The sequence below is a fragment of the Streptacidiphilus sp. PB12-B1b genome, assembly GCF_014084125.1.
In the GTDB taxonomy this organism is placed as follows: Bacteria; Actinomycetota; Actinomycetes; order Streptomycetales; family Streptomycetaceae; genus Streptacidiphilus.
The window spans coordinates 3,704,086-3,730,220 of the sequence record NZ_CP048405.1; the positions used below are offsets into that span (position 1 = coordinate 3,704,086).

General features: G+C 73.3%; 25 protein-coding genes. 13 read left to right on the forward strand and 12 right to left on the reverse strand.

The features are described from left to right. Positions 1–55: 55 nt before the first annotated feature. Genes GXW83_RS16540 through GXW83_RS16565 form a run of 6 tightly spaced genes read right to left on the reverse strand, consistent with a single transcriptional unit; the run spans position 56 to position 6,283 of the window. Positions 56–1,681, reverse strand: coding sequence for a fused response regulator/phosphatase (locus GXW83_RS16540; RefSeq protein WP_182443823.1), 1,626 nt, complete (start codon positions 1,679–1,681; stop codon positions 56–58). After that, positions 1,668–3,479, reverse strand: coding sequence for an ATP-binding protein (locus GXW83_RS16545; protein ID WP_182443824.1), 1,812 nt, complete (start codon positions 3,477–3,479; stop codon positions 1,668–1,670). Before GXW83_RS16545 ends, GXW83_RS16540 begins: the two co-directional genes overlap by 14 nt. Further along, the gene (locus tag GXW83_RS16550; RefSeq protein WP_182443825.1) at positions 3,479–4,651 is read right to left on the reverse strand and encodes an ATP-binding SpoIIE family protein phosphatase; all 1,173 of its coding nucleotides are present in this window, start codon (positions 4,649–4,651) and stop codon (positions 3,479–3,481) included. Before GXW83_RS16550 ends, GXW83_RS16545 begins: the two co-directional genes overlap by 1 nt. Further along, positions 4,639–5,049, reverse strand: coding sequence for an anti-sigma regulatory factor (locus GXW83_RS16555; protein WP_182443826.1), 411 nt, complete (start codon positions 5,047–5,049; stop codon positions 4,639–4,641). The genes GXW83_RS16550 and GXW83_RS16555 overlap by 13 nt, the downstream gene beginning before the upstream one ends. Continuing rightward, positions 5,046–5,441, reverse strand: a complete 396-nt coding sequence (locus tag GXW83_RS16560) for an STAS domain-containing protein (RefSeq protein ID WP_182443827.1) — start codon at positions 5,439–5,441, stop codon at positions 5,046–5,048. Before GXW83_RS16560 ends, GXW83_RS16555 begins: the two co-directional genes overlap by 4 nt. Beyond that, a complete protein-coding gene (locus GXW83_RS16565) occupies positions 5,438–6,283 on the reverse strand; it encodes an STAS domain-containing protein (RefSeq protein WP_182443828.1) in 846 nt (281 codons plus the stop codon). The genes GXW83_RS16560 and GXW83_RS16565 overlap by 4 nt, the downstream gene beginning before the upstream one ends. A 209-nt stretch (positions 6,284–6,492) precedes the next feature. Between GXW83_RS16565 and GXW83_RS16570 the strand changes: the two genes are divergently transcribed. Continuing rightward, on the forward strand, positions 6,493–6,873 hold the full coding sequence (locus GXW83_RS16570; protein ID WP_182443829.1) for a hypothetical protein: 381 nt from the start codon (positions 6,493–6,495) through the stop codon (positions 6,871–6,873). Further along, entirely contained in the window at positions 6,873–7,316 is a 444-nt protein-coding gene (locus GXW83_RS16575) for a response regulator (protein WP_182443830.1), read from the forward strand. The genes GXW83_RS16570 and GXW83_RS16575 overlap by 1 nt, the downstream gene beginning before the upstream one ends. Before the next feature lie 28 nt (positions 7,317–7,344). Here the strand turns inward: GXW83_RS16575 and GXW83_RS16580 are convergent, their stop codons facing one another. Next, entirely contained in the window at positions 7,345–7,659 is a 315-nt protein-coding gene (locus GXW83_RS16580) for a hypothetical protein (protein WP_182443831.1), read from the reverse strand. 191 nt (positions 7,660–7,850) lie between these two features. On the opposite strand from GXW83_RS16580, the gene GXW83_RS16585 reads away from it, so the two are divergent. The 4 genes from GXW83_RS16585 to GXW83_RS16600 all read left to right on the forward strand — a co-directional run bounded on the left by GXW83_RS16585 (position 7,851) and on the right by GXW83_RS16600 (position 10,855). Further along, positions 7,851–8,825 (forward strand): alpha/beta fold hydrolase, encoded by a 975-nt coding sequence (locus GXW83_RS16585; RefSeq protein WP_182443832.1) that lies wholly within the window; start codon positions 7,851–7,853, stop codon positions 8,823–8,825. Positions 8,826–8,942: 117 nt separating this feature from the next. Continuing rightward, complete coding sequence (locus tag GXW83_RS16590) at positions 8,943–9,845, forward strand: RNA polymerase sigma factor SigF (protein ID WP_182443833.1); 903 nt, start codon at positions 8,943–8,945, stop codon at positions 9,843–9,845. Between the two features lie 81 nt (positions 9,846–9,926). Further along, complete coding sequence (locus GXW83_RS16595) at positions 9,927–10,307, forward strand: STAS domain-containing protein (protein WP_182443834.1); 381 nt, start codon at positions 9,927–9,929, stop codon at positions 10,305–10,307. 107 nt (positions 10,308–10,414) lie between these two features. Then, on the forward strand, positions 10,415–10,855 hold the full coding sequence (locus GXW83_RS16600; RefSeq protein ID WP_182443835.1) for an ATP-binding protein: 441 nt from the start codon (positions 10,415–10,417) through the stop codon (positions 10,853–10,855). A 98-nt stretch (positions 10,856–10,953) separates the two neighbouring features. On the opposite strand, the gene GXW83_RS16605 is transcribed toward GXW83_RS16600, so the two are convergent. Beyond that, positions 10,954–11,535 (reverse strand): hemerythrin domain-containing protein, encoded by a 582-nt coding sequence (locus tag GXW83_RS16605; protein ID WP_182443836.1) that lies wholly within the window; start codon positions 11,533–11,535, stop codon positions 10,954–10,956. A 265-nt stretch (positions 11,536–11,800) separates the two neighbouring features. Between GXW83_RS16605 and GXW83_RS16610 the strand changes: the two genes are divergently transcribed. From GXW83_RS16610 to GXW83_RS16625, 4 genes are all read left to right on the forward strand, one after another. Beyond that, positions 11,801–16,372 carry a HAMP domain-containing protein gene (locus GXW83_RS16610; RefSeq protein WP_182443837.1) on the forward strand — a complete coding sequence of 1,524 codons (4,572 nt, stop codon included), beginning with the start codon at positions 11,801–11,803 and terminating at the stop codon, positions 16,370–16,372. 78 nt (positions 16,373–16,450) lie between these two features. Next, positions 16,451–18,814 carry a SpoIIE family protein phosphatase gene (locus GXW83_RS16615; RefSeq protein ID WP_182443838.1) on the forward strand — a complete coding sequence of 788 codons (2,364 nt, stop codon included), beginning with the start codon at positions 16,451–16,453 and terminating at the stop codon, positions 18,812–18,814. A gap of 125 nt (positions 18,815–18,939) precedes the next feature. After that, positions 18,940–20,007: a YihY/virulence factor BrkB family protein gene (locus GXW83_RS16620; protein ID WP_182443839.1), complete on the forward strand. Its 1,068-nt coding sequence runs from the start codon at positions 18,940–18,942 to the stop codon at positions 20,005–20,007. Positions 20,008–20,067: 60 nt separating this feature from the next. Then, a complete protein-coding gene (locus GXW83_RS16625) occupies positions 20,068–20,310 on the forward strand; it encodes a hypothetical protein (protein ID WP_182443840.1) in 243 nt (80 codons plus the stop codon). Positions 20,311–20,366: 56 nt separating this feature from the next. Here GXW83_RS16625 and GXW83_RS16630 read toward each other — a convergent pair whose 3' ends face one another. From GXW83_RS16630 to GXW83_RS16645, 4 genes are all read right to left on the reverse strand, one after another. After that, positions 20,367–21,905, reverse strand: coding sequence for an MFS transporter (locus GXW83_RS16630; protein ID WP_182443841.1), 1,539 nt, complete (start codon positions 21,903–21,905; stop codon positions 20,367–20,369). A 165-nt stretch (positions 21,906–22,070) separates the two neighbouring features. Beyond that, a complete protein-coding gene (locus GXW83_RS16635; protein ID WP_225447038.1) occupies positions 22,071–22,988 on the reverse strand; it encodes an aldose 1-epimerase family protein in 918 nt (305 codons plus the stop codon). A gap of 312 nt (positions 22,989–23,300) precedes the next feature. Next, positions 23,301–23,726: an SsgA family sporulation/cell division regulator gene (locus tag GXW83_RS16640; RefSeq protein ID WP_182443843.1), complete on the reverse strand. Its 426-nt coding sequence runs from the start codon at positions 23,724–23,726 to the stop codon at positions 23,301–23,303. A 149-nt stretch (positions 23,727–23,875) separates the two neighbouring features. Further along, complete coding sequence (locus GXW83_RS16645; protein WP_182443844.1) at positions 23,876–24,229, reverse strand: STAS domain-containing protein; 354 nt, start codon at positions 24,227–24,229, stop codon at positions 23,876–23,878. A 211-nt stretch (positions 24,230–24,440) separates the two neighbouring features. Between GXW83_RS16645 and GXW83_RS16650 the strand changes: the two genes are divergently transcribed. The 3 genes from GXW83_RS16650 (at position 24,441) to GXW83_RS16660 (ending at position 26,053) form a co-directional block, all read left to right on the forward strand. After that, positions 24,441–24,857, forward strand: a complete 417-nt coding sequence (locus GXW83_RS16650) for an ATP-binding protein (RefSeq protein WP_182443845.1) — start codon at positions 24,441–24,443, stop codon at positions 24,855–24,857. A gap of 43 nt (positions 24,858–24,900) precedes the next feature. Next, positions 24,901–25,686, forward strand: coding sequence for a mechanosensitive ion channel domain-containing protein (locus GXW83_RS16655; RefSeq protein ID WP_182443846.1), 786 nt, complete (start codon positions 24,901–24,903; stop codon positions 25,684–25,686). Between the two features lie 109 nt (positions 25,687–25,795). After that, complete coding sequence (locus GXW83_RS16660) at positions 25,796–26,053, forward strand: hypothetical protein (RefSeq protein WP_182443847.1); 258 nt, start codon at positions 25,796–25,798, stop codon at positions 26,051–26,053. Positions 26,054–26,135: the final 82 nt, after the last annotated feature.

Below are 26,135 nucleotides of genomic sequence, written 5' to 3' on the forward strand. Positions count from 1 at the left end.
CCACAGCATATCGGCGACGGCAGACCGGTCCCGGCAACCCTCCGCCGCCCCGGCCTCACCGCCGGTTCACCCGGGCCGCGAGCAGGACGATGTCGTCGTCCTGCTCCGCGCCGAAGGCCGCCAGCAGTGCCTCGCACAGGGCGTCCGGGGCCTCCGGCGCGGCCATGGCGGCGCTGCGCAGCGCCTGCAGGCGGTCGGTGATGTCGCTGTTCCTGGTCTCGATCAGGCCGTCGGTGACCAGCAGCACCCGGGTGCCGTCGGCGATCTCGCGGACGGTCGCCGGGGGCTGCGGACGGCCGATGCCGATCAGCGGGCCGTGCTCCTCGGCGAAGGCCGCCTCCCCCGGCGGGCCCAGCAGCAGCGGCGGCAGGTGCCCGGCGTTGGCGATGGTCACGCTGGCGTTGTAGGGGGCGACCAGCACCACGCACACCGTCGCCGTCCAGCCCGGCCACTCCTGCAGCAGCAGCGCGTCCAGGCGCTCCAGCACCGTCCGCGGATCGTGGCCCTCGACGGCGTAGGCGCGCAGCGCGTGCCGCAGCTCGCCCATGACCACGGCGGCCTGCAGCGAGTGCCCGACAATGTCGCCGACGGCCACCAGGAAGCCGTCAGCGGTGGCCAGGGCCTCGTAGAAGTCGCCGCCGACCCGGTTCTGGGTGGAGGCCGGGACGTAGCGCACGGCCGGTTCGATCCCGGGCAGCTGCGGCAGCCGCACCGGCAGGAACGAGCGCTGCAGGGTCAGTGCCAGCGTGTGCTCCTCGCTGTAACTGCGCAGCGCCTCCAGGGCCAGCGCGCACGCCTGTGCGAACTGGGTGAGCAGCATCCGGTCCTCGTCGCTCTGCACCGCCCCCGCGTCCAGCGCGACGCACACGGCCGGCCGGTCGCGCTTGGTGCGCGCCGCCACCAGCACCGTGTCGCCGTCCAGCGGCAGGTCGGCCGGGCCGTCGGGCAGCCGCTCGCGCCACAGCGAGCCCGGCACCCGGCTGATCTCCACCCCGGTCCGGCTGCCCAGGCCGATCCTGGTCAGCTCCGGCAGCAGCCCGCCCGGGACCGGGCAGGAGACCGGGGCCCGGCCGCCGGCCGCGTACGTCAGCCGGACGCTGTCGGTCTGCGGCACCTGGGTGAGGACCACCGCGCCCGAGCGGAACAGCGCGGCCGCCCCGCGCACGGCGGCCTCCGCCAGGCCCTCGCTGTCCGCCGCGCCGTACACCTCCAGCGTCGCCCGGTTCAGTGTGGTCAGCCGCTCGGCCAGGCGCTCGGCCTGGGCCCGCGCCCGGCCGTAGCGCAGCGCGGCGGTGACGGTGGCCAGCAGCTCGCTGGGGGCGATCGGCTCGGTGAGGTAGGCGTCCGCGCCCCGGAACAGCCCCTGGGTGCGGTCGCCGGTGGCGATGGCGGTGGCCGAGACGTGGATCACCGGCATGGCCGCGGTCGCCGGGGCGGCCTTGATGTGCTCGCAGACCTCGTAGCCGCTGATGTCGGGCAGCCGCACGTCGATCACGGCCAGCTCCGGCAGGTCGGCCGGGTCGGCGGCGTCGAGCAGGGCCAGCGCCTGGCCGCCGTCGGCGGCCTCGATCACGGTGTGTCCGGCCCGCCTGAGCCAGCTGCACAGCACGTAGCGGTTGGCCGGGTTGTCCTCGACCACCAGCAGCACGGCCGGGGTCTCAGCGGCTTCAGGGGTGCTCATGGTGGTGCTTCCTCTCCCCGGTCGCGGCGGCGACGAGGTCGGCGAGTCTTTCGGCGGTCAGTCCGTCCTTGCCGAGCACGGCCCGCGCGTGGCCGAGCCCGCGCAGGTCCACCGAGGACGGGTCGGTCGAGGTGATGATGATCACCGGGATGTGCCGCAGCGCCGGGTCGCCGGCCAGCCCGTCGAGGACCGAGCGGATGTCGGCCCCGGGCATGCAGAGGTCCAGCAGCACGGCCTCGGGCTGCTCCCGCCGCGCCGACGACACCACCTGCCGGCCGTCGTCCAGCTCCACGACCCGCTCGGCCAGGCGCTTCAGCACCGGGCGGAACGCCTCCCGGAAGACCGGGTCGTCGTCGGCGCTCAGCACCGACGCCAGCGGGCGCGGGGCGGCGTCGTCGGCCGCCGCGGGCCGCTCGCCCACCGGCAGCCGCAGCACCACCCGGGTGCCCTCGCCCAGCCGGCTGTCCAGGGTCAGCGTGCCGCCGATCAGCGCCGCCAGCCGCCGGGCGTACGGCAGGCCGAGGCCCGTCCCCGGCCGGTTGCGCTGGTGCGCCCCCTTGACCTGGTAGAACTCCTCGAAGACCTTCTCCAGCTGGTCCTCCGGGATGCCCACCCCGGTGTCGGTGACGGTGAAGGTCAGCCACTGCTCCGACTCGCGCCGGACGTCCAGCCTGACCTCGCCCCGCAAGGTGAACTTCAGGCCGTTGGACAGCAGGTTGCGCAGGATCCGGGCGAGCATCACCTCGTCCGTCACCAGGTCGGGCAGGTCCGGCAGGTCGGGGCTGCCCGGGGCGTCCAGGTCGGGGAAGAGCAGCCGGACGCCCGGCTGCACCGCGGTGGCCGTCATGATCCCGCGCAGCTGCACCAGCAGCGCCCGCAGGTCCACCGGCACCGGCTGCGGCTCCATCCGCCCGGCCTCCGCCTTGGCCACGTCCAGCAGCTCGTCCACCAGGGTGAGCAGGATGTTCCCGGCCGCGCCCACCAGCGCCACCTGCCGCTGCTGCTCCGCCGTCAGCGGATCCGAGCCCGGGTCGAGCATCAGCCTGGTCAGGCCGATCACCGAGTTGATCGGGGTGCGCAGCTCATGGCTGACGTTCGACCAGAACCGGGTCTTGGACTCGCTGGCCTCGCGCAGCTGCCGGCTCTTCTCGTCCAGCTCCGCGTACAGCTCCAGCACGCCCCGGTTGGTGGTCTCCAGCTCCTCGGTCAGCTCGCTGTAGAGCGCCACCACCCCCTGGTTGGTCTCCTCGAGCTCCGCGTTCAGCCGCTGCAGTTCCTCGCCCTGCCGCCGGGACTCGTCCAGGGCGGCCACCAGGTCGCGGGTCTGGGCGCGGAGATCCTCGGTCAGGCTGGCCCCGGCGCCGCTGCGCAGCGCCTGCCGGATGCGCTCCGCCCGGACCGGCCCCGCTCCGGCGCCGGGCTCGCGGGACAGCGGGCAGGCGATGGTCAGCCTGCCCCGCTCGGGGGCGCAGCCGACCTGGGGGAGCAGCCGGGCGACGGCATCCAGCGACTCCTGGCTGGGCATCCGGTCGCCCGGCCAGGCCAGCGCCACCACCAGTGCCCCCTGGCCGCCGGTCAGCAGGAACTCCGCCGACATCGGCGAGTCGGCGCGGAGCAGGTCCCGGCCCAGCTCGCTGAGGGCGGTGGCCAGCCGGACCTGGTCGCGGGTCTCCATCCCGGCGGCCTGGGCCGCCGCCTTGGCCTGCCGGCGCAGGGTGAAGACGTCCTGCTCGAAGGAGACCTCCAGTCGCAGCAGGAACTCCGGCTCCGCTCCGGCACCGGTCGCCGAGCCGTCCATCACCAGCCGCCCTTGGCCACGACCACGCCCGCGTCGTCGTGCCGGATGCCGGCCTCGCGCAGCAGCTGCCCGGCGACGACCACGGGGGAGTGCTGCAGCAGGCCGGGCAGGCTGTCCTGGCTCCAGCGCTCGATCAGCCCGTCCGAGTGCATGACCAGCGCGCCGCCCTGGGGCAGCGGCTGCTCGAAGGTGCGCATGCTGCGCATCTGGTGGCCGACGATGCCCGGGTGGGACATCAGGTTGGACCGGCTGCCCTCGCCGAGCAGCGCGGCGGAGATGTTGCCGACCCCGCAGAACAGCACCCTCCTGGCCTCCGGCTCGATCCGGGCCACGGCAACGGCGGCGCCCCGGGTGCCGCGCAGAGCGCGGTGGATCTCCTGGATGGCCTGCTCGGGCATGGTGGAGCGGCCCTCGCGGAAGGCGCGGACGGCGGCCTCCGCGGCGCGGGCCGCGAGCGGGCCGTGGCCGAGGCCGTCGCACATCATCACCAGCACCGCCGGGCCCCCGCCCGGCCGGGCGGCCGGGGCGGCGATCCGGGTCGGTCGGGCGCCGGTGAGCAGGCTCCAGTCGGTCACCGCCGGACGCGGCTCCGCCGGGGCCCCGGCCGAGCGGCCGGGATCGGCGGCGGTGTCGCCCGAGTCCAGTCGGGCGGCCCAGGCGTCGCCGCTCTGCTGCTCGCCGCTGATGGGCCGGATCACCCCGTCCACCACCGTCCCGTAGGACTGCGGACGCCCGCTCGGCGCCTGCTCGGCGGCGCTGCGCGGCCAGAACCGGGCGGCCGTCACCGTGCCGCGCCCGGGGACGGAGTGGATGTCGAAGACGTCGGCCAGCCTGGCCATCGCCCCCAGTCCGATGCCCAGGGTTCCGGCGGAGGAGCTGCCGTCCAGCATGGCGTCCGGGACGTCGGACATGCCCGGACCGGAGTCCACCGCGACGAACTCCACGCCCGCCTGCTCGGCGCCGCGCACCGCGCGCAGCAGGATGGCCCCGTCGACCGCGTGCCGGGCGAGGTTGGTGGCCGCCTCGGAGACGGCCAGGGCGACCTGCCCGGCGCGCTGCTCGTCCAGCCCGACCCGGCGGGCCAGTGCGGCGGCCGCGCCGCGCGCGGCCGAGAGCTCACGGAACCAGGCGACGTCCTCTGAGTCCAGCAGGGAGAGAGTCACCGTGCCCACTTGACAATGGTCACGGTGGTGCCCCGGCCCGGCTCGCTGTCGATGGCGAACTCGTCGACCAGCCGGCGGGAGCCGGACAGGCCGAGGCCCAGCCCGCTGCCCGAGGTCCAGCCGTCGGTGAGGGCCAGCTCCATGTCGGGGATGCCGGGCCCGGAGTCCCGGAAGACCACGCGCACGCCCCGGCGGGAGCCGTTGTCGACCAGGGCGGTGGCCATCGATCCGCCGCCGCCGTGCACCAGGGTGTTGCGGGCCAGCTCGCTGGCGGCGGTGATCAGCTTGGTCTGGTCGACCAGCGAGAGCCGGCACTCCTGGGCCAGCGCGCGGACCGCCTGGCGGACCCGCACCACGTCGTCGTTGGACGCGATGGGGGCCTCGGTCAGCTGCTCTCCGGGAGTCACGGCGCCGTCGGATCTGCCGGGCCGTCGGCGGGCCCGGCGACGGAGCGTTGCAGCGCCCGCAGCCCCTTCTCCAGCGTGAGTGCCGTCCGGACCCCGCCCAGCGACAGGCCCAGTTCCACCAGGGTGATCGCCACGGCCGGGCGCATGCCCACCACCACCGTCTCCGCGTCCAACAGCCGGGAGATGGAGGCGATGGTCGCCAGCATCCGCCCGACGAAGGAGTCCACGATCTCCACCGCGGTGATGTCGATCACCACGCCCCGGGCCTCGGAGTCGACCACCCGGGCCGCCAGGTCGTCCTGCAGGTTGACCACCGCCTCGTCGTCCAGGTCGGTCTGGATGGACACCAGCAGCACATCGCCGATCTGCAGAACCGGTACGCGTTCGCTCATCGGCTCTGCCCGCCCAGGGCGACGCCGGACCGCTTCAGCGCGTGGCGCAGGGCGTCGGCGAGGGTCGCCTTGGTGGCGATGTCGCCGAAGTCGATGCCCAGGGCGACGATGGTCTGCGCGATCTGCGGGCGGATGCCGGAGATGGTGCACTCGGCGCCCATCAGCCGGGCCGCGACGACGGTCTTGAGCAGGTGCTGGGCGACCTGGGTGTCCACCGCGGGGACGCCGGTGATGTCGATGATGGCCTGCTCGGAGCCGGTGTCGATGAGGGCCTGGAGCATCTTCTCCATCACCACCATGGTGCGGGCCGAGTCCAGGGTGCCCACCAGCGGGACGCCGATCACCCCGTCCCACAGCTTCACCACCGGCGTCGACAGCTCCAGCAGCTGTTCGGCCTGGGCGCTGATCAGCTCCTCCCGGGCGCGGGTGTGGGTCTCCACCGTGAACAGCCCCAGGGCGTCCAGCAGGCGGCCCAGCTGTACGTAGGCGCGGATGTCGGCCGGGTCCGGGGAGTCGGTGAGCAGCGGCTCCAGGGCGGCCTTCAGCTCGAAGACGCTGATGGCGGTCTCGGTCGGGGTGAAGCCCTGCTTGGCCTTGGCCCGGGACAGCTCCGACAGCAGCGCACGCACCTCGCCGAAGGACTCGCCGCGGGCGTCCAGGCTGCCCTTGCCCAGCGCCGCCACCAGGGCCGCGTACAGTTCGCGCAGCTCGCTCTCGATCTCGACCCGGCTCGCCCGGCCGTGCAGGGTGGCTGCGACCGACGAGACCCAGCCCGAGGCCAGGTCCTCACCCTCGACGGTCAGCAGTCGCACCAGTCGCGCGCACTCTTCCTGATCAGCCACGACGGGCTCCTTAAGGCTAGGGGCTTCCCGGGAACGGCCTGCTGCTTCCGGGACGATCTACGGCAGCGTATGCCATGGTCGAGGACCGCCGAAACGGTCGCCTGCGACCAGCGGATTGACGCCCTTTCGCCTCGTAGACCGATCGGGCCGTTGTTGACCCATGACAACAGTTGTTGTCGGGGTCAGCCTACAGCCCTAGACTGACACGTATGCCCAGCAATCGGTTCGACGTCGTGCTGCCGGAGAGCGAGATCGCGGCGATCGCCGACGCGGCCGTCGCCGACCTGGCGCAGCGCCTGGCACAGCGTGCCTTCCGTCCCATGGGCGATCCGCAGGCGGAGCCGGGCGACGCCCCCGAGCGGGACGCACTGGCGGTCCTGCACGCCCTGGTCCACCTGCAGCACGCCGTGGAACGGCAGAAGGACCAGGCGGCCGGCCTGGCGGCGCGCGAGGGGGCGGGCTACCCGCAGCTCGGCGCGGCCTGCAACATGAGCCGCCAGGGCGCCCGCCGCCGCTGGCCGGGCCTGGTCGCCGCCGCCCAGCCCGACGACACCCGAGACCACCTCCCGACGACGGACCGGAGCCACTGATGGCCGCACTGGCAGCCCCCCGCCCCTTCGACATCCTGCTGGTCGAGGACGACCTCGCCGACGCGATGCTCATCGAGGAGGCGCTGCTGCACCGGGGCGCGGCACGCAGCATCACCCAGGTGTCCGACGGCGTCGCCGCCCTGGAGCGGCTGCGCGACCCGGCCCTGCCCCGGCCCGACCTCATCGTCCTGGACCTCAACATGCCGCGCATGGGCGGCCGCGAACTGCTGGACGTGCTGAAGAACGACGACGAGCTGAAGGTCATCCCGGTCGTCGTGCTGACCACCTCCAACGCGCCCGACGACGTCTCCGGGGCCTACCGCAGCCACAGCAACGCCTACATCACCAAGCCGGTGAACCTGGACGACTTCGTCCACGCCGTGCAGAACATCGACGCCTTCTTCCTGGACACCGCCACCCCGCCGACCCGCCCCAGCGCCTGAGGCCCGGGGCGGGGCCGGGGCCCGGCGGCTACGGGTGGGCGGTCGCCTTGTGGTGCCGCCACAGCTCGTTGCACAGGATGCACTGCGCGGTGTCGGCCGGATTGCGCCGGTCGCCCTTGCGGATGCGCCTGCCGCAGACGCAGACCGCGTCGTGCGGGGCCTGCCGGGCGCCGTCGAAGGCCGGAAAGCAGGTCATGCAGATGATGTGGCGCAGATGGTCGTCCGGCTCGACGGACTCCGCGGCCTCGGCCGCCTCGGTCGCCCGCGTCGTCCCCGTGGTCTCCGTCGTCGCCGGGGCCTCGGCGGCCTGCTGCCCGGGGCCCGCGCCCGCTGCTGGTGTCATGGCGTCCACCGTCCTTCCTGCGTTCCCGGGTCACCTGCCCCGGGTGCCCGCTCCCAAGCACGCGACCGGGCGCGCTGCCCGGCCGGGGTCCTAATCTCGAATCAGGACAGGAAAGCGGGCAAGAACGGGGAAGGAAGGCGGTAAGGCGTCGGCCAGTGCCCGACCAGGGCCAGCAGCAGGGAGGCTCGACCATGGCTGTTCAGCTCCGCCCCGTCGCCGAGGACGACGTCGACCTCCACTACCGGGTGCTGCACGGCTACCGCCGGGCCTACCGGATCGCCGGGAGCGGCCCCGCGCTGGTGCTCATCCACGGCATCGGCGACTCCTCGGCCACCTGGGCCCGGCTGATCCCCGCCCTGGCCCGGCACCACACCGTCATCGCCCCCGACCTGCTCGGCCACGGCGCCTCCGACAAGCCCCGCGCCGACTACTCGGTCGCCGCCTACGCCAACGGCCTGCGCGACCTGCTCAGCGTCCTCGGCGTGGACCAGGCCACGCTGGTCGGTCACTCGTTCGGCGGAGGCGTGGCGATGCAGTTCGCCTACCAGTACCCCGAACGTACCGAGAGACTGGTGCTGGTCAGCACCGGCGGCGTGGGCACCGAGGTCACCCCCGCCCTGCGCGCCGCCTCCCTGCCCGGGGCGGACCTGCTGCTGTCGGCGCTGAAACTGCCCACCATGCGGTTGCAGACCCATGTGTTCGTGCAGGCCATGAGCCTGCTCGGGACCGACCTCGGCCAGGACGCCCCCGATCTGATGAACCTGGTGGACGCGCTGCCCGACGCCACCTCCCGCAACGCCTTCGTGCGCACCCTGCGGGCCGTGGTCGACTGGCACGGCCAGGTCGTCAGCATGCTCGACCGCTGCTACCTGCTGCACGACGTGCCCACCCTGCTGGTCTGGGGCTCCCGTGACAGCGTGCTGCCGGTCGGACACGCCCACGCCGCGCACGCGGCCCTGCCCGACAGCCGGCTGGAGATCTTCGAGGGCGCCGGGCACTTCCCCTTCCACGCCGACCCCGGCCGCTTCCTGGCCCTGGTCGAGGACTTCACCGGGACGACCCTGCCCGGCCGCTGGAGCGTGGACGAATGGCGCGAGCTGCTCCGCACCGGCCGTTGGGAACAGGCCGCCATTGGCGTCGAACCGCGCGGACGCGACTCCGGTTGATCACCCGGCTGCCGTAATTCCCCCGCGACTGGGTAGCATGGAGCGTCGGAACAGGGGTAAACGACGCCCGTAGCGGTGTCACCCCGGCACCCGGAACCCGGCACGAGGAGGAACGACATGCACTGCGTCCCCGCAGTCGCGTCGCACGACGTCCCGCCGGTCGAGGGCGCCCCGCTGACACCGTCCACCGACCCATCGCCTACCCACTCCTGCTCCGTCGATCCGCGCACAGTCGATCCGCGTACGGTCGGCCCGGCGGACGCCCGGGCGATGTCCAAGGTGCTGTTCGCGCGGATGGCGGCGCTGGAGGAGGGGACGCACGAGTACCAGTACGTGCGCAACACCCTGGTGGAGCTGAACCTCACGCTGGTGCGCTTCGCGGCCGGGCGGTTCCGCAACCGCAGCGAGCCGATGGAGGACATCGTCCAGGTCGGCACGATCGGCCTGATCAAGGCCATCGACCGGTTCGACCCGGAGCGCGAGATCGAGTTCACCACCTTCGCGCTGCCCACCATCACCGGCGAGATCAAGCGCTTCTTCCGGGACACCAGCTGGGCCGTGCACGTGCCCCGCCGGTTGCAGGAGCTGCGGCTGGCGCTGGCACGGGCCACCGACGAGCTGTCGCACCGGCTGGACCGCGCCCCCAGCACCGCCGAGCTGGCCGCGCACCTGAACCTGACGGTGGAGGAGGTCAGCGAGGGCCTGGTCGCCGCCAACGGCTACTCGGTCAGCTCGCTGGACGCCCAGCCGGGCGACGACGACAGCGAGACCGGCGCCTCCATCGCCGACCGGGTCGGGGCTGTGGACCCGGGCATGGAGGGCATCGAGAACCTGGAGTCGCTCAAGCCGCTGATGGCCCTGCTGTCGCAGCGCGAGCGGACGATCCTGTCGCTGCGCTTCGGCGCGGAGCTCACCCAGTCGCAGATCGGCGCCGAGCTGGGCATCTCGCAGATGCAGGTCTCCCGACTGCTCGCCCGGGCGGTCGGCACGCTGCGGGCGCACCTGCTCGTGGACCAGTGAGACCCCGCCCCCGGGCATGAACCCCGCCGCCCAGCGGCACCTGTTGTGGCGTCAGCCGGAAGAGTACGCAGAAGGATGGACATGAACCGTGCAAGCGCCGCGGCGGAGCCCCCCGCCACCAGTGGCTTCACCGTCGGCAGCCGCCGCACCGGCGGCGCCGTCGTGGTGGCCGTGGTGGGCGAGCTGGACCTCGACTCGGCCCCCGCACTCAGCGCGGAACTGAACGCGGCGATGGACGGGGACGGGGTGACCGCGGTCGTCGTCGACTGCCACGGCATGTCGTTCTGCGACTCGACCGGCCTGAACGCGCTGCTGGCGGCCAGGCTGCGGGCCGAGGGCCTGGGCGTGGAGATCCGCCTGGCCGCCGTGCCGACCGCCACCGCCCGGATGTTCGGCATCACCGGCGCCGACACCGTGTTCCGGCTGCACCCCGACGTCACGGCGGCTTTGGACGCGCCGTGAACGGCACCCAGCTTTCTGGTATCCGCTGTCCGATTCCGGGCAGGCGATCTGTGACTGGCGATGCATATGTCGCTGCCGGACCCTCAGTGAAGTGAGTCGCGATGAGCATGCCCGACACGCGCCCGCCGCTGGGCGGACTCCCCGAAGGCGGCCAGATCCGGCGCCTGGCCCTGATCGGCACCAAGGGCGCGGTGGGTCGCAGCCGTGACTTCACCCGGCAGGCGCTGCACGACTGGAGTTGGCTGCCCGGTGTGACCGACGAGCAGCAGGAGGTGGCCGAGGACGTCCTGCTCCTGGTCTCCGAACTGGTCACCAACGCCAATCTGCACGCCGGCGGAGCGGTGGAGCTGCTGCTGCACGGCACCAAGGAGCGGCTGCGGGTGGAGGTCAGCGACGACAGCCTGCAGCAGCCCGTCCCGCGCACGCCCTACCAGGCATCCCGCCCCGGCGGCCACGGCCTGCACATCATCGCCCGGCTCTCCGACGCCTGGGGGAGCGAGCTGCGGGCCACCGGCAAGTCGGTGTGGATCGAGGTGGCCACCCCCTGACGGCCCCGCGCCGACCGGGCCCGAACGCGGCTGAGCCGCCCTCCCGCTACGGCGGAGGGCGGCTCAGGCGTTTCCGGCCCGGTCGGCGCGCGCCTCGGTCAGCCGATCCGTCCGGCGGGGTGGGACTGGTCGCGTCCCGGGCCGGCGCCGCTGAGCAGGCTGCGGATCCGCTCGGTGAGCGGCCGCTCGGGCTCCGGCAGGTCGTCCGGCGGCAGCGCGGCGGTGCCCCGGCGCGGCCGCCTCGGCGGCGCCTGCCGCGCGGTCCGCGCGTCCGCGCCGAGCTGCTCCAGCGACGCCGCGGGCACCTGCGCGCGCAGCAGCGGGAACAGCCGGGCCTCCTGCTGGTTGATGTGGCCGGTGGCTCGCTCCACCAGCTGGGCCACCCGGTGCTCGAAGCCCGGGGTGTCCTGGTCGTAGCTCTCCAGCTCCGCCAGCAGGGCCTCGATCTCGGCGTTCTCCGCCAGGCCCTGGCGGACGTCCTCCTCGCCCTCGGGCAGCTCCCGGGCCAGCGGGTACAGGTACGCCTCCTCGAGGTGGGCCTGCCGCAGCAGTGAGGCCCCGGCCTCGTCGATGATCCGCTTGCGCTCCGGATCGTGAAAGCCGTGGCCGGTGAACGAGCCGAACAACCGGCGCACGGACTCGTGGTCCGCCTCCAGTTCGTCCAGGATGTCGCCGCTCATGAGGTCCTCCTGAGATCGTGGGATCGGCTCCCGCCTGCCCCGCCCCGACGGTCCGTAACGGTCCGTGTCGGCACGGACCGCGGCAGCGCCCGGCTCCAGTGTGGCCCGATCGAACAGCCGCCGCAGCTCGGACCGGACGGGCCCGACCGCCGCCCGCCTGTGCGGACAGACACGGGGGGCCGTCCCCGCCGGGTATCCTCGGCTGAGGATCGGAATGCCGTGTTCAGGCAGGCACGTACGGCGAGGGTGGGCTGCAAGGGTGGGCATGGGCGACAGGAATGCCGGGGGCGCGCGCGGAGCCGTACGGAGCGCGACCCCGGGCGCCGGGGCCGGCGTGGGCGAGCCGGAACTGCGCCAGCTGCTGGCCGGGCTGACCGCCGTGCGCGACGGCGACTTCGGCACCCGGCTGCCGGGCGACGGCGAGGGGTTGCTGGGCGAGATCGCCACGGTCTTCAACGGCATGGTGGACCAGCTGTCGCTGTTCACCTCCGAGGTCACCCGGGTGGCGCGCGAGGTCGGCAGCGAGGGCCGGCTCGGCGGCCAGGCCGAGGTGCCCGGCGTCTCCGGCACCTGGGCCGACCTGACCGACTCGGTCAACGCCATGGCCGGAAACCTCACCACCCAGGTCCGCGACATCGCCCAGGTGGCCACCGCGGTGGCCAAGGGCGACCTGTCGCAGAAGATCGACGTGGACGCCCGGGGCGAGATCCTGGAGCTGAAGAACACCGTCAACACCATGGTCGACCAGCTGTCCTCGTTCGGGGCGGAGGTGACCCGGGTGGCGCGCGAGGTCGGCAGCGAGGGCCGACTCGGCGGCCAGGCCGAGGTGCCCGGTGTCGGCGGTGTGTGGCGTGACCTGACCGACTCGGTCAACTTCATGGCCGGAAACCTCACCGACCAGGTCCGCAACATCGCCCAGGTGACCACGGCGGTGGCCAAGGGCGACCTGTCGCAGAAGATCACCGTGGACGCCCGGGGCGAGATCCTCGAGCTCAAGAACACCATCAACACCATGGTCGACCAGCTGTCCTCGTTCGCCGACGAGGTCACCCGGGTCGCCCGCGAGGTCGGCACCGAGGGGGCGCTGGGCGGTCAGGCCCAGGTGCCCGGCGTCGGCGGCACCTGGCGTGACCTGACCGACTCGGTCAACTTCATGGCCGGAAACCTCACCGCTCAGGTGCGCTCCATCGCCCAGGTGGCCACGGCAGTGGCCAGGGGCGACCTGTCGCAGAAGATCACCGTGGACGCCCGGGGCGAGATCCTGGAGCTGAAGACCACCATCAACACCATGGTGGACCAGCTGTCCTCCTTCGCCGCCGAGGTCACCCGGGTGGCCCGCGAGGTGGGCAGCGAGGGGCGGCTGGGCGGTCAGGCCGAGGTCGAGGGGGTCTCCGGCACCTGGAAGGACCTCACCGAGTCGGTCAACGTCATGGGCGACAACCTGACCGCCCAGGTGCGCTCCATCGCCCAGGTGACCACGGCGGTGGCCAAGGGCGACCTGTCGCAGAAGATCCGGGTGGACGCGCGTGGCGAGATCCTGGAGCTGAAGGAGACCATCAACACCATGGTCGACCAGCTGTCCGCGTTCGCGGACGAGGTCACCCGGGTGGCGCGCGAGGTCGGCACCGAGGGCAACCTCGGCGGCCAGGCCACCGTGCGCGGGGTGTCCGGGACCTGGAAGGACCTGACCGACAACGTCAACGTGATGGCGTCCAACCTGACCGGCCAGGTGCGCTCCATCGCCCAGGTCGCCACCGCCGTCGCCCGCGGCGACCTGTCGCAGAAGATCACCGTCGAGGCCAAGGGCGAGGTCGCCGCGCTGGCCGGGGTGATCAACACCATGGTCGACACCCTGTCGGCCTTCGCCGACGAGGTCACCCGGGTGGCGCGCGAGGTCGGCACCGAGGGCATGCTCGGCGGCCAGGCCCGGGTGCCCAACGTGGCCGGGACCTGGAAGGACCTCACCGACAACGTCAACTCCATGGCCAACAACCTGACCAACCAGGTCCGGAACATCGCCCAGGTCACCACCGCCGTCGCCCGCGGCGACCTGACCCGCAAGATCGACGTGGACGCCCGGGGCGAGATCCTGGAGCTGAAGACCACCATCAACACCATGGTGGACCAGCTGTCCTCCTTCGCCGCCGAGGTCACCCGCGTGGCCCGCGAGGTCGGCAGCGAGGGGCGCCTGGGTGGGCAGGCCGAGGTCGAGGGCGTCTCCGGCACCTGGAAGCGGCTGACCGAGAACGTCAACGAGCTGGCCGGGAACCTCACCCGGCAGGTCCGCGCCATCGCCGAGGTCACCAGCGCCGTCGCCGAGGGCGACCTGACCCGCTCGATCACCGTCGACGCCTCCGGCGAGGTCGCCGACCTCAAGGACAACATCAACTCCATGGTGGGCTCGCTGCGCGAGACCACCCGGGCCAACCACGACCAGGACTGGCTCAAGTCCAACCTGGCCCGGATCTCCGGCCTGATGCAGGGGCGGCGTGACCTCTCGCTGGTCGCCGAACTCGTCATGGACGAGCTGGCCCCGCTGGTCTCCGCCCAGTACGGCGCCTTCTACCTGGCCGAGGTGGACGAGGCCGCCCGGACCAGCGAACTGCGCCTGGTCGGCTCCTACGGCCACCCGGCCGGCCCCGGCGACGACCGCCCGGTCCACTTCCTGCCCGGCCAATCGCTGGTCGGCCAGGCCGCCCGCAGCCGCCGCACCATCGCCGTCGAGGACGTCCCGGCGGACTACGTCACCATCGGCTCCGGGCTCGGTCGCACCGCGCCCACCAGCCTGATCCTGCTGCCGATCGTGGTCGAGGAGCAGGTCCTCGGCGTGATCGAACTGGCCTCGGTCAACCGGTTCACCCCGGTCCACCGGGACTTCCTGGAACAGCTGATGGAGACCGTCGGCGTCAACGTCAACACCATCGTCGCCAACGCCCGCACCGACGAACTGCTCGGCGAGTCCCAGCGGCTCGCCCAGGAACTCCAGGCCCGCTCCGAGGAACTCCAGACCCAGCAGGAGGAGTTGCAGCGCTCCAACGCCGAACTCGAGGAGAAGGCAGCCCTGCTGGCCACGCAGAACCGCGACATCGAGGCCAAGAACCTGGAGATCGAGCAGGCCCGGCAGGAACTCGAGGCCCGCGCCCAGCAGTTGTCGCTGGCGTCCACCTACAAGTCGGAGTTCCTGGCCAACATGAGCCACGAGCTGCGCACCCCGCTGAACAGCCTGCTCATCCTGGCCCAGCTGCTGGCGCAGAACCCGACCCGCAACCTGACGCCCAAGCAGGTGGAGTACGCCGGGGTGATCCACTCGGCCGGATCGGACCTGCTGCAGCTGATCAACGACATCCTGGACCTGTCCAAGGTCGAGGCCGGGAAGATGGACGTCACCCCCGAACGCGTCCCGCTGCGCCAGCTGCTGGACTACGTCGAGGCCACCTTCCGCCCGCTGACCAGCCAGAAGAGTCTGGACTTCCGGGTCACCACCGCGCCCGGGACGGCCGCTGAACTGCTCACCGACGAGTCCCGGCTGCGCCAGGTGCTGCGCAACCTGCTCTCCAACGCGGTGAAGTTCACCGAGAGCGGGACGGTCGAGTTGCACATCGAGCCGGCTGCCCCGGAACGGCTCCCGGAGCGGGTGCGGAACAACGGCCCGGCGCTGTCCTTCCGGGTCAGCGACACCGGCATCGGCATCGCCGAACAGCAGCTGGAGACCATCTTCGGCGCCTTCCAGCAGGCCGACGGCACCACCAGCCGCAAGTACGGCGGCACCGGCCTCGGGCTGTCCATCAGCCGGGAGATCGCCCAGCTGCTCGGCGGCTCCATCACCGCCCAGAGCACCCCCGGCGAGGGCAGCGTCTTCACCCTCTACCTCCCGCTGGCCAGGCCGGACTTCGAGGCGCCGGCGGAGACCGGCCCGGCCGCCCAGGGCGACCCGGACGTGCCCGCCCCCGGCCCGGCCGCCGTCGTCGTCCCGGCCCAGCAGCGGCGGCTGCTGGTCATCGAGGAGCGCCCGCGCGGGCTGCTCTCCCTGGTCGCCGAGAGCGCCGTGGCCGATCTGGGCGCCGGACGCGACGCCACCGGCGCGCAGGAGCGGGTCGAGGTGGTCTCGGTGGTGGGCGCGGCCGAGGCCGCCGCCGCGCTGGCCGCCGAGCCCTGCCACTGCGTGGTCCTGGAACTCGACATGCCGCAGGGCGCGGCCTTCGACTTCCTGGCCGCCATGGACGGCGACGCCGCCCTGCGCGGCGTACCGGTCCTGGCCCACAACAGCCGTCGGCTGGAGTCCGCGCACGAGCAGGCGCTGCAGGCCCGGGCCGAGGCCCAGCCGCTGGAGCTGCTGCCCAGCCTGGACGAGCTGCGCGAGCGCATCGCGCTGCACCTGAGCGTGGAGCAGCCCGGCGACGTCGTCCCGCTGGTCCGCCCGCAGACCGGCAGCAGGCCGGTGCTGAACGAGGTCGACGGCACCCTGGCCGGACGCAAGGTGCTGGTCGTGGACGACGACCCGCGCAACGTCTTCGCCCTCAGCGGCATCCTGGAACTGCACGGCATGCGGGTCCTGCACGCCGAGAACGGGCGCGCGGGCATGGACGCGCTCTCCCGCCACCCCGACGTCGAACTGATACTGATGGACGTGATGATGCCGGAGATGGACGGCTACGCCGCCACCACCGCCATCCGCGCGCTGCCGGAGCACGCGGAGCTGCCGATCATCGCCGTCACCGCCAAGGCCATGCACGGTGACCGGGAGAAGAGCCTGGCCTCCGGCGCCAGCGACTACGTGACCAAACCGGTGGACGCCAACACCCTGATCGCCTGCATGCAGCGGTGGCTCCAGGTCTAGCCTGGGCGTCACCGCGGCGCAGCCACGGGACCAGCGAACCACCCCGTACCGCAGCACCCTTCAAGGAGCCAGCTTCACATGCCCGCCCGCCCCGGTGAGCCGACCGACACCGCCGCCGCCCCGCCCGCGTCCGAGGACGGGCTCGACCGCCTGGCGGCCACCGTCGCCCGGCTGCGGCGGCAGGTGGACGAGGCGCAGGCCGCGGCGGGCGGCCGGGCGCTGATCGACATGGCCCGGGGCGTGCTGGTGGAACGGCTGCACTGCGGGCCGCACGCGGCCGGGCGGCAGCTGGACGCCCTGGCCGACAGCGCCGGGGTCTCGCTGCTGGAACTGGCCGCCGACATCGTCAACCAGACCGCCCAGGACGAGCTCAGCGAGATCGCCGACACCCTGCCGGCCGCCCCCGGCAGCCGCGCCCCGGCCCCCGAGGCCACCCGGCTGCGCACCGCGGAGAGCGGTGTCCTGGCCGCGCAGGACACCCAGGCGGTCGCCGAGTCACTGCTGCAGTACGCCCTGGCCCCGCTGGACGCCACCGCCGTGGCGGTCTGGGCCGCCGCCCCCGACGGATCGCTGCGGCTGGCCGGCAGCGCCGGCTTCCCCGAGGCCGAGGCGGGCCGCTGGCACTACGTTCCGCCGAGCGTGGCCACCTTCGCCCGGCGCGCCCTGAACGACCGCCGGACCCTGTGGGCCCGCACCCTGGCCGAGACCCGGCTGCCGTCCATCGGCGGCAGGGCCACCCAGGAGGCTGGCCGGGTCGCCGTCCCGGCCGGCACCGGCGGGCGGCTGCTGGGCGTGCTGGAGATCAGCTGGCCCGGCCCGCTGACCCCGCAGAGCCCGCAGATCGAGCGGCAGGTCGAGGCCCTGGCCGAGCTGTGCGCGCACACCCTGGACGGCCACCAGCCGACCGCCGCCGCGCCGCTGTCGCCGCTGGCGGAGCTGGTGGAGGGGCTGTGGGATCCGGCCATGGTGCTGCGGCCGGTGCTGGACGCCGACGGCACCCTGAGCGACTTCCGCATCCACCACCTCAACAGCCACGTCGCCGACCTGGCCGGGCGCCAGCGGTCCAGCCTCAGCGGCTCCTCGCTGCTGGAGGCGTACCCGATGACCGTGCAGAGCGGCGGGGTCTTCGAGAAGCTCGAGCACGTCTACGCGACCGGCGAGCCGTTCCGGGCCCGGCGGATGGCCACCACCACCCTGGTCGACCAGGTCCCGCTGACCACCTACGCCCGGGTCAGCATCACCCGGCACGGCGACGAGGTGCTGCTCACCTGGCGCGCCGACGACGAGGCCACCCGCCTGGCCGACCTGCTGCAGCACGCCCAGCGGCTGGGCCGCATCGGCGGCTTCGAGGAGAACCTGCGCAGCGGGGAGATCATCTGGAACAGCCAGCTGTTCGACCTGTGCGGGCTGCTCCCCACCGATCCGCCGATCCCGGTCACCCAGCTCCCGCAGCACACCCACCCGGACGACGCCGCCACCATCGGCCGCTTCCTGCGGACCCTGCTGCACCACCGGCGGCCCGCCTCCACCGCGTTCCGGATGCAGCGCCCGGACGGCTCCGCCCGCTACATCCGGGTGGTCGCCGAGCCCGTCCTCGGCGAGGACGACGAGCTGACCGCCGTACGCGGCGCCTACCAGGACGTCTCCTCCCAGCACTGGACCGAGGTCGCCCTGGCCGCCACCCGCGACCAGCTCGCCCACAGCGAGCGGCAGGCCGCCGAGCAGAACCGGCTCACCCTCCAGCTCCAGCACGCCATCATGCCGCCCACCACCGGGCCGATCCACACCCTCGGCCTGCACGTCGCGGTCCGCTACCGGCCGGCCGAGAAGGACCACATGGTCGGCGGGGACTGGTACGACATCGTCACGTTGCCGTCCAAACAGGTGATGCTCTCGGTCGGGGACATCGCCGGGCACGGCATCGAGGCCGCCACCTCCATGGTGGTGCTGCGCAACGCCCTGCGCGGGCTCGCCGCCACCGGCGCCGGGCCCGGGCCGCTGCTGGGCTGGCTGAACACCGTCGCCCACTTCCTCACCGACAACGTCACCGCCACCGCCGTGGTCGCCCTGTACGACCCCGCCACCCGTGTCCTGCGCTGGGCCAGGGCCGGCCACCTGCCCCCGGTGCTGGTGCGCCAGGGCCAGGCGCAGGCCCTGCCCATGGTCAAGGGCATCCTGCTGGGCGCCGTCGGCGAGGCCCGGTACCAGGAGGGCGAGGTGCAGCTGGAGCCGGATGACACCCTGCTCATCTACACCGACGGCCTGATCGAGCAGCGGGACCGCTCTGTGCAGAGCTCCCTGGACCTGCTGGTGGCGGCCGCGCAGCGGAGCGCCAGCACCCTGGACGACCGGCTGGACTACCTGCTCACCCACAGCAGCGCCGACACCGACGACGACACCTGCGTCATCGGCGTCCAGCTGGCGCCGGACCCGCTGCCCTGATCGACCCCCGGCCGCGTGCGCGGCCCGTATCCATCCGCCTGCCCCGGCGGGGCAGGCGCCCAGCGGGCGGTCCGGTGCGCCGGGCCGCCCGCCGTTCGACCCAGCCGCGACCAGGAGCACGCCGTATGAACCCGCTGTCGAAGTCCCTGCACAGGCTCGACCGCCTGCAGCAGGCCCACCGGGGGCCCGCCTTCGTCGTCGCCGTGGTCCGCAAGCTGGGCGACGACCGCACCGGCCAGCTGTCCGCGCTGATCACCTACTACGGCTTCACCGCGGTCTTCCCGCTGCTCCTGCTGCTCACCACCACGCTCGGCTTCGTGCTGCGCGGCAACACCGCCGCCCAGCGCGCGGTGCTGGACTCCGCCCTGGCCGACTTCCCGATCATCGGCAACCAGCTCACCGCCAACGTCCACTCGCTGCACGGCACCGGCGCGGCGGTGGTCGCGGGCGGGCTCGGCCTGCTCTACGGCTCGCTCGGGGTCACCCAGGCGCTGCAGTTCGCCATGGCCCAGGTGTGGAACATCCCCGAGGTGGACCGGCCCGGCTACCTGGACCGGCTGGGGCGCGGCCTGCTGCTGCTGGTCGCGCTGGCGGCGGGCCTGCTGCTCAGCGCGGCCACCGCCGGGCTGGCCGGCTTCGTGGCCCGCGGGCCGCTGGCCTACGCGGCCGGGCTGCTCGGGTCGGCGGCCGTCAACACCGGGCTCTACCTGGTCAGCTTCCGCATCCTGACTCCGGAGGAGATCCCGCTGCGGCAGCTGCTGCCGGGCTGCCTGCTGGCGGGCCCGGCCTGGACCGCGCTGCAGACCGGCGGCGGCTATCTGATCGCCCATGAGCTGCGGCACTCGACCCAGGTCTACGGCTTCTTCGGGACCGTCCTCGGCCTGCTGTCCTGGCTCTACCTGGGGGCGCAGATCACCATGTGCGCGGCCGAGATCAACGTGGTGCGCACCCGGCGGCTGTGGCCGCGGACGCTGCTGCAGCCGCCGCTGACCCAGGCCGACCGCCGGGTCCTGGACGCGCTGGTGCACCAGGAGGAGCGCCGCCCCGAGCAGCGGGTGGAGAGCTTCTTCGTGGTCGACGCCGTCGAAGCGCCGCAGGCGGTGCCGGCCGCGCCGCCCGAGCGGGCCGAGCCGCCCGCTGCCGCCGCCGCGGCGGGCGCGGAGCCGGAGGCGGGCCTCGAGGGTCACGGCTGAAACCGCCGTCCGTGGGCAGGGGTGGGCTGTCCGGTGATCGAACCACGCGAGGAGCAGCAGATGAGCGGTTTCAGGGTGACCACGACGGTCGAGGTCTCGAAGGAGCTGGGGGCCTACGGGCCGGAGCGCCAGCCGCTGATCCAGGCGGCGCTGGAGATGCTGTCGGACGAGTCGGCGATGGCCGCCGGCACAGCCGACGGCCCCGGGCGCTACGCGGAACTGCTGCCGGGCACGACCTTCTACTGGCTGGTCCTGGAACGGCCCAGGCTGGTCGTGGTCTGGCAGGTCGCCACCGCGGTGTAGCCCACCGCGGTGCAGCCCACCGCGGTGCAGCAGGGCGCCCGGGGCCGGGCCGCTCGTCAGCCGGGGCTCGCCGCGGGCGCCGCCTCGGCGGACGACGGCCCGGAGATCTCCTCCAGCGAGCGGCCCTCGGCGTCCACCCCGAGGAACACCTCGACCACCGCCCCGATGATCATCACTCCGGCGCCGATCAGGTAGCCCAGGAACAGCTTGAAGTGGTCCTGCCCGGTGCCGATCAGCTGGCCGTAGAGCCAGGGACCGAAGGCCCCGAAGGACTGGGCGATGACGAAGAACACGGCGATGGCCTTGGCCCGCACCTCCACCGGGAAGACCTCGCTGACCGTCAGGTAGGCGGCGCTGGCCCCGGCCGAGGCGAAGAAGAAGATGACGCACCAGGCGGCCGTCTGGGTGACCGCGTTCAGCAGCCCGGCCTTGAACAGGAAGGCGCTGACGGCCAGCAGGAAGCCGGAGAGGAAGTAGGTGCCGGAGATCATCTTCCGGCGGCCGACGGTGTCGAACAGCCGGCCGATGGTCAGCGGGCCGATCAGGTTCCCCAGGGCGAAGAAGATGAAGTAGTAGGCGGTGTCGCCGCTGGGCACGCCGTAGATCCTGGTGAGCACCAGGGTGTAGGTGAAGAAGATGGCGTTGTACAGGAACGACTGCGTGATCATCAGTGAGGCGCTCAGCACCGAGCGCCCGGGATAGCGCGAGAACAGGGTCCGGGCCAGCGTGACGAAGCCGATGTTGTCCGCCGCGACCACCTTGACGGCCTTGGACTCGTCCACCGGATCGAGCGTGCCGCCGCTGTCGTCCACGCTGCGCTCGATCTGCGCCACCGCCGCCTCGGCCTCGTCCACCCGGCCGTGCATGATCAGCCAGCGCGGGCTCTCCGGCAGGTTCTTCCGGACGAAGATGATCACGAAGCCCAGTACCGGGCCGAGCAGGAAGGCCACCCGCCAGGCGTAGCTCGCGGGCAGGTTGTTCACCACGGCCAGGGTGAACACGGTGGCCAGCAGCGCGCCGCCCCAGTAGGTGCCGTTGATGGCGATGTCCACCCGGCCCCGGTAGCGGGCCGGGATCAGCTCGTCGATGGCCGAGTTGATGGCCGCGTACTCGCCGCCGATGCCCATGCCCGCGATGAAGCGGGTGGCGTCCAGCCACAGCACCCAGCCGTGGGAGTGGCCCGCGGTGCACGCGGTGAGCGCGCCGCCGGCCAGGTAGACGCCCAGGGTGATCATGAAGAGGTTGCGTCGGCCCCACTTGTCCGACAGCCACCCGAAGAACAGCGCCCCGGCCACCTCGCCCAGCAGGTAGACCGTGCCGACGGAGAAGCTGACCGACGCCGAGGACAGGTTCAGCGTGTCCTTCTGGGTCAGGATGCTGGTGACGTTGGAGGCGATGGTGATCTCCAGGCCGTCCAGCACCCAGGCCACGCCCAGGGCGATCACCAGCCGGGTGTGGAAGCCGGACCAGCCCAGCCGGTCCAGCCGGGCCGGGATCAGGCTGAGCACGCCGCCGGAGCCGCCCGACGAACCGGAGCCGCCCGACGACGGCGGAGGCTGCTCCGCAGGTGGTCCAGAATTCGCGGGTCTGGTCATCGGCCGGCCTCCGAAATCGCGGGTGGGGGCCGACGCGTGGCGGTTGTCCGCCGCCTGCGCCGGCACTGCGTGGGTGGGGCGGCCTCCCGCCCCACCAGCCCCTGCCCGGTTCCCTCGCAGGCTAACGTCGGCTCACATCCCCGGCAACGCGGCCGATCGGGGCGGTCAGGGGGCCAGCCGGGCGCCCCAACGGGTGACGGTGGAGCCGCCCGGCTCCAGCCGGACGACGCCCTCGCCGCTGCGGAAGGCGTCCGGCGGGCAGGTCATCGGCTCGGTGCCCAGGCCGTGCCGGCGGCGCTCCGGGGCCAGGGTGTCGGCGGTGTAGATCTCGACCAGCGGGTAGCCCTCGTCCACCCACAGCTCCGCCGTCCGGCCGTCGGCCCCGGTGAGCCGGACCCAGGCCCGGCCGTCCGGGTCGCGCTCCAGGTCGGTGAAGGCGTAGTCGATCTCCAGGCCCCGCAGCGGGCGTCCGTGGCGGAAGTCGAAGGGGGTGCCCGCGACCGCCTCCGTGCCGGTGGGCAGCTGGCGTTCGGGGTCGGTGGTGATCCGGGTGGCGGCGGCCAGGGTGAGCGTGCAGGCGTCGACGGTGCCGCTGCCCGGCGAGAGGTACGGGTGCTGGCCGCTGCCGTACGGCGCGGGCCGGTCGCCCTCGTTGCGGGCGGTGGTGGTCACGGTCAGGCCGTCCTCGTCCAGCCGGTACTCCACCCGCACGTCCAGCGTGAACGGATAGCCCGGCATCGGGTGCAGCACGGTGGCCATGGTGATCCGGCTCTGGTCCGCCTGGACCGGCTGCCACGAGCGCCAGCGCAGGAAGCCGTGGATGGCGTTCTGCTTCTCCGGCTCGTCCAGCGGCACCTGGTGGTCGACGCCGTCGAAGCGGTAGCGGCCGTCGCCGAGCCGGTTGGGCCAGGGGATGAGCGGCGTGCCGTGCGCGCCGTCGCACAGGGCGTCCAGCGGGTACGGGTGCAGGACGTCGCGGTCGCCGGCCCGGTAGCAGCGGATGCCCCCGCCGACCTCGACCACCGTGGCCCGCTGGTCGCCGAAGCCGATCTCGTACTGCTGTCCGGAAGGGGGTGTGGGCACGGTGTCACTCTCCTGATCCATGGTGCCGCCTGCGGGGGAGCGGGCGTGCGGTCGGGAACGCAGTCGGCACGGTACTCCTGGTCCCCGCCCGACTCCTCGTCGGCGCCCGGCGGGTCACGGCAGCACGGCAGGTTTCGCCTGCGGCAAGGGGGTTAGGCGCTCACTGCGGCCGTCCGGCGCGACCCTCTCCCCCCGGGTCGGTCCCCGGGGCCGCCCCGGAAGGGCCCCGGCTCCCCCCGCCGCGGGCCCTTCCGCAGTCCCCGGTCCGCAGCCCGCCCGGCCGCGCTGCCCCGGCCCGCTCCGGGCCCGGCGTCACTGCGGCTCCTGCGGGTCGGCGGCGCTCCCGGCCGCCAGCAGCCGGTCCCAGTCCAGGTCGAGCCGCTCCCGGCCGAACGGCACCAGCGCGTAGCTGGCCTGAAGGAAGGTCCGCAGCGGCTCGGTGGCGCCGACCAGCTCGGCGCGGGCCTGCGCGGTCCGCAGCCGGATGGCGGTGCGGTCCCTGCCGACCGGGCTCACCTGGACGTCCCCCTCGCCGCTGGTACGGGTCAGACCCTCCGTCAGCAGGTCCCGGCTGAACTCCCAGACGGCGTCGGCGCCGTCCGCGGTGAGCATGCCGGGGAAGCGGGCCCGGACACAGAACGGGTTGTTCGGGGCGTAGCTGAGCCAGGCGGTGAAGTCGATCGAGCTGCTCGGGCCGAGCAGGGTGAAGTCCACGGGACGGATGATCGTCGGAAGCATCGGCAGAGTCTCCAGGGCAAGGGCGGACACAACTCCCCGCACCGGCTGCGGGCACGCCAAAGGTGGCGGGGATGCGGCTCGTCTACCCTGACTCCCGGGGCGCACGCTGGGCCGTTCGGTGGACATCCGGGGCCGGAGCGCCGCCGCCGTCAGCCGGGGGAGCCCGCCAGGGCCGCCGCCACGCTCGGGTACTGCGCGATGACGGTGTCCACGGCGGTGATCTCCAGGACCCGTCCGACCGCCTCGGTGGCCGACACCAGCGCCAGCGACCCCTGCTCCGCCTGCGCCCGGCGCAACACCTGGAGCAGCACGTTCAGCCCGCTGGAGTCGCAGAACCCGACCTGCGACATCTCCAGCACCAGATGGCGCCGGCCCTCGTCGATCAGCTCGACCAGCACGTCGTGCAGGCTCCCGGCGCTGTCGAAATCCATCGACCCGCCGACCGCCACCACCGCGTGCGTGCCCTGCGCCTGCTGGACGGTGGCGGTCAGATCGCAGGGCATGTGAACTCCGGATGACGGTGGTTGGGACGCCGTGGCTGCCGCGGGGCGGGCTGCCCAGTCTATGATCCCCGCAGGGGCCGCTCCGGCGGAAGCCCGGTCGGCGAACTCATACCGGTCGGCGGGGTGCGGCACACGGGCGTGCCGACGGCGACATACCGGGCAAGGGACCGGCACGGCTCGGCATTCACGACGAGGGACACGGGGAGCACGCATGGAACAGCAGACGCAGTTCCCCGCGCGCCATGCCGTGCACGCGTTCGACGGCCGCAGCGGCACCATCACCGCGGCCCGGGAGCTGGCCCAGGGCTTCTTCGAGCGGTGCCGGCCGCCGCTCTCCCGGGCCGACCTGGACGATGCGCTGCTGCTGGTGAGCGAGCTGGTCACCAACGCGGTACGGCACGCGCCGGGCCCGTGCACGCTCACCCTCGCCGACGACCGGCGGCGGCTGACCGTGACGGTCACCGACAGCAGCTCGGCCGCGCCCGTCGGCCGCGCGCCGGACCTGGCGTCCGGCAACGGCGGCTTCGGCTGGCACCTGCTGCACCGGATCGCCCAGCAGGTCGTGGTGGAGCCGCACGAGGGCGGCGGCAAGTCCGTCACCGCGACCCTGCTGCCGCCGACCACCTGATCTGCCCCGAGTCGGCTGCCGGGATCCGGGTACGCGCGGAGGAATGGATACCACACAGAAGAAGTTCTCCGTCCGAAGGTTCCCCGGCCGTGACGTGGCCCGCCGGGTGCGGCCGAGCGGTATCCGGGTCCGCAAGGCCGTGCTGACCACCTTTCTGGCACTGCTCGGCCTCGGCGTCTCGACCCACTACGGGGGGCTGCTCGGCGAGCCCGGACCGCACCATCCGCTGGCCGACCGGGTGGTGGCCGGCGGCAGCGCGGTGGTCTTCCTGGTCTTCGCGCTGATCGCGGTCCGGGGGGCCACCGAGGACCTGGTCTCGCTCGTCCCCGACCGCTTCGGCGACACCCGCGTCACCACCCTGCGGATGCTGTGCCTGCTGACCGGCTACGCCATGGTGGTGCTGGGCTCGCTGAGCCTGCTTCACGTGCCCTGGAGCAAGCTCATCCTGGGCGGCGCGCTGACCGGCGTCATCGTCGGCATCGCCGCCCAGCCGGTGCTGGGCAACATCTTCGCCGGGCTGGTCCTGCTCACCGCCCGGCCGTTCCACATCGCCGAGGACGTCACCATCCGGGCCGGTGCGCTCGGCGGCGCCGTCCAGGGGCGGGTCACGGACATGACGCTGCTCTTCGTCCAGCTGCGCACCCCGGACGGCACGGTGCTGCTGCCCAACAGCGCGGTGCTGAGCGCCGCCATCGCCCCCGGCGACGGGCCGGTCCTGGCCGCGCCTCCCGCCGCGCCGCCGGTGCCGGCCCAGGCCCAGGCCCAGACGCAGGCCCCGGCGCCGGGCGCGCCGGACGCACCGGCCGCCGGGCCCGCCGCGCAGCCGTGACCGGCGGCGCTCGGGGTCCGTTCCCTGCCAGCCCCTCCGTTCGCCGCGCGCGAGTCGCGCAGAGCCCGCATCCGCTGAAGCATGGGATCCACACAGACAGGAGCGAAGCATGTCCGAGAAGTACGTATGGCGCATGGTGGTGACCGACTCCCGGGGCCGGAAGGACCCCTCGACCTCCGACATGTTGCCCAACCCCTACATCTCGGACGAGCCGGCCCAGCATGTCGCCGAGCGGGTGCTGGGGCTGATCGCCCCGGGCTACGCCGCCCAGGAGCCGGCCCCGAAGTCCATCGAGATCCAGGTCTGGTCCGGGCACCTGCGCGGCGACCCGATCGCCACCGCGGAGTGGCACCACGGCGCCGCCTAGCCCGGCCGCGGGACGGGGGAGCGCGCGCACAGGGTTGTGGGGTCCACCCGAACGGGTGGACCCCACAGCCCTGTCGAAAGGA

Bases quoted from the DNA above. Each gene is read 5' to 3' on its own strand.
- GXW83_RS16540 (WP_182443823.1), bottom strand. From the start codon at position 1,681: ATGAGCACCCCTGAAGCCGCTGAGACCCCGGCCGTGCTGCTGGTGGTC.
- GXW83_RS16545 (WP_182443824.1), bottom strand. From the start codon at position 3,479: ATGGACGGCTCGGCGACCGGTGCCGGAGCGGAGCCGGAGTTCCTGCTG.
- GXW83_RS16560 (WP_182443827.1), bottom strand. From the start codon at position 5,441: ATGAGCGAACGCGTACCGGTTCTGCAGATCGGCGATGTGCTGCTGGTG.
- GXW83_RS16570 (WP_182443829.1), top strand. From the start codon at position 6,493: ATGCCCAGCAATCGGTTCGACGTCGTGCTGCCGGAGAGCGAGATCGCG.
- GXW83_RS16575 (WP_182443830.1), top strand. From the start codon at position 6,873: ATGGCCGCACTGGCAGCCCCCCGCCCCTTCGACATCCTGCTGGTCGAG.
- GXW83_RS16580 (WP_182443831.1), bottom strand. From the start codon at position 7,659: ATGACACCAGCAGCGGGCGCGGGCCCCGGGCAGCAGGCCGCCGAGGCC.
- GXW83_RS16585 (WP_182443832.1), top strand. From the start codon at position 7,851: ATGGCTGTTCAGCTCCGCCCCGTCGCCGAGGACGACGTCGACCTCCAC.
- GXW83_RS16590 (WP_182443833.1), top strand. From the start codon at position 8,943: ATGCACTGCGTCCCCGCAGTCGCGTCGCACGACGTCCCGCCGGTCGAG.
- GXW83_RS16595 (WP_182443834.1), top strand. From the start codon at position 9,927: ATGAACCGTGCAAGCGCCGCGGCGGAGCCCCCCGCCACCAGTGGCTTC.
- GXW83_RS16600 (WP_182443835.1), top strand. From the start codon at position 10,415: ATGCCCGACACGCGCCCGCCGCTGGGCGGACTCCCCGAAGGCGGCCAG.
- GXW83_RS16605 (WP_182443836.1), bottom strand. From the start codon at position 11,535: ATGAGCGGCGACATCCTGGACGAACTGGAGGCGGACCACGAGTCCGTG.
- GXW83_RS16610 (WP_182443837.1), top strand. From the start codon at position 11,801: ATGGGCGACAGGAATGCCGGGGGCGCGCGCGGAGCCGTACGGAGCGCG.
- GXW83_RS16615 (WP_182443838.1), top strand. From the start codon at position 16,451: ATGCCCGCCCGCCCCGGTGAGCCGACCGACACCGCCGCCGCCCCGCCC.
- GXW83_RS16620 (WP_182443839.1), top strand. From the start codon at position 18,940: ATGAACCCGCTGTCGAAGTCCCTGCACAGGCTCGACCGCCTGCAGCAG.
- GXW83_RS16625 (WP_182443840.1), top strand. From the start codon at position 20,068: ATGAGCGGTTTCAGGGTGACCACGACGGTCGAGGTCTCGAAGGAGCTG.
- GXW83_RS16630 (WP_182443841.1), bottom strand. From the start codon at position 21,905: ATGACCAGACCCGCGAATTCTGGACCACCTGCGGAGCAGCCTCCGCCG.
- GXW83_RS16640 (WP_182443843.1), bottom strand. From the start codon at position 23,726: ATGCTTCCGACGATCATCCGTCCCGTGGACTTCACCCTGCTCGGCCCG.
- GXW83_RS16645 (WP_182443844.1), bottom strand. From the start codon at position 24,229: ATGCCCTGCGATCTGACCGCCACCGTCCAGCAGGCGCAGGGCACGCAC.
- GXW83_RS16650 (WP_182443845.1), top strand. From the start codon at position 24,441: ATGGAACAGCAGACGCAGTTCCCCGCGCGCCATGCCGTGCACGCGTTC.
- GXW83_RS16655 (WP_182443846.1), top strand. From the start codon at position 24,901: ATGGATACCACACAGAAGAAGTTCTCCGTCCGAAGGTTCCCCGGCCGT.
- GXW83_RS16660 (WP_182443847.1), top strand. From the start codon at position 25,796: ATGTCCGAGAAGTACGTATGGCGCATGGTGGTGACCGACTCCCGGGGC.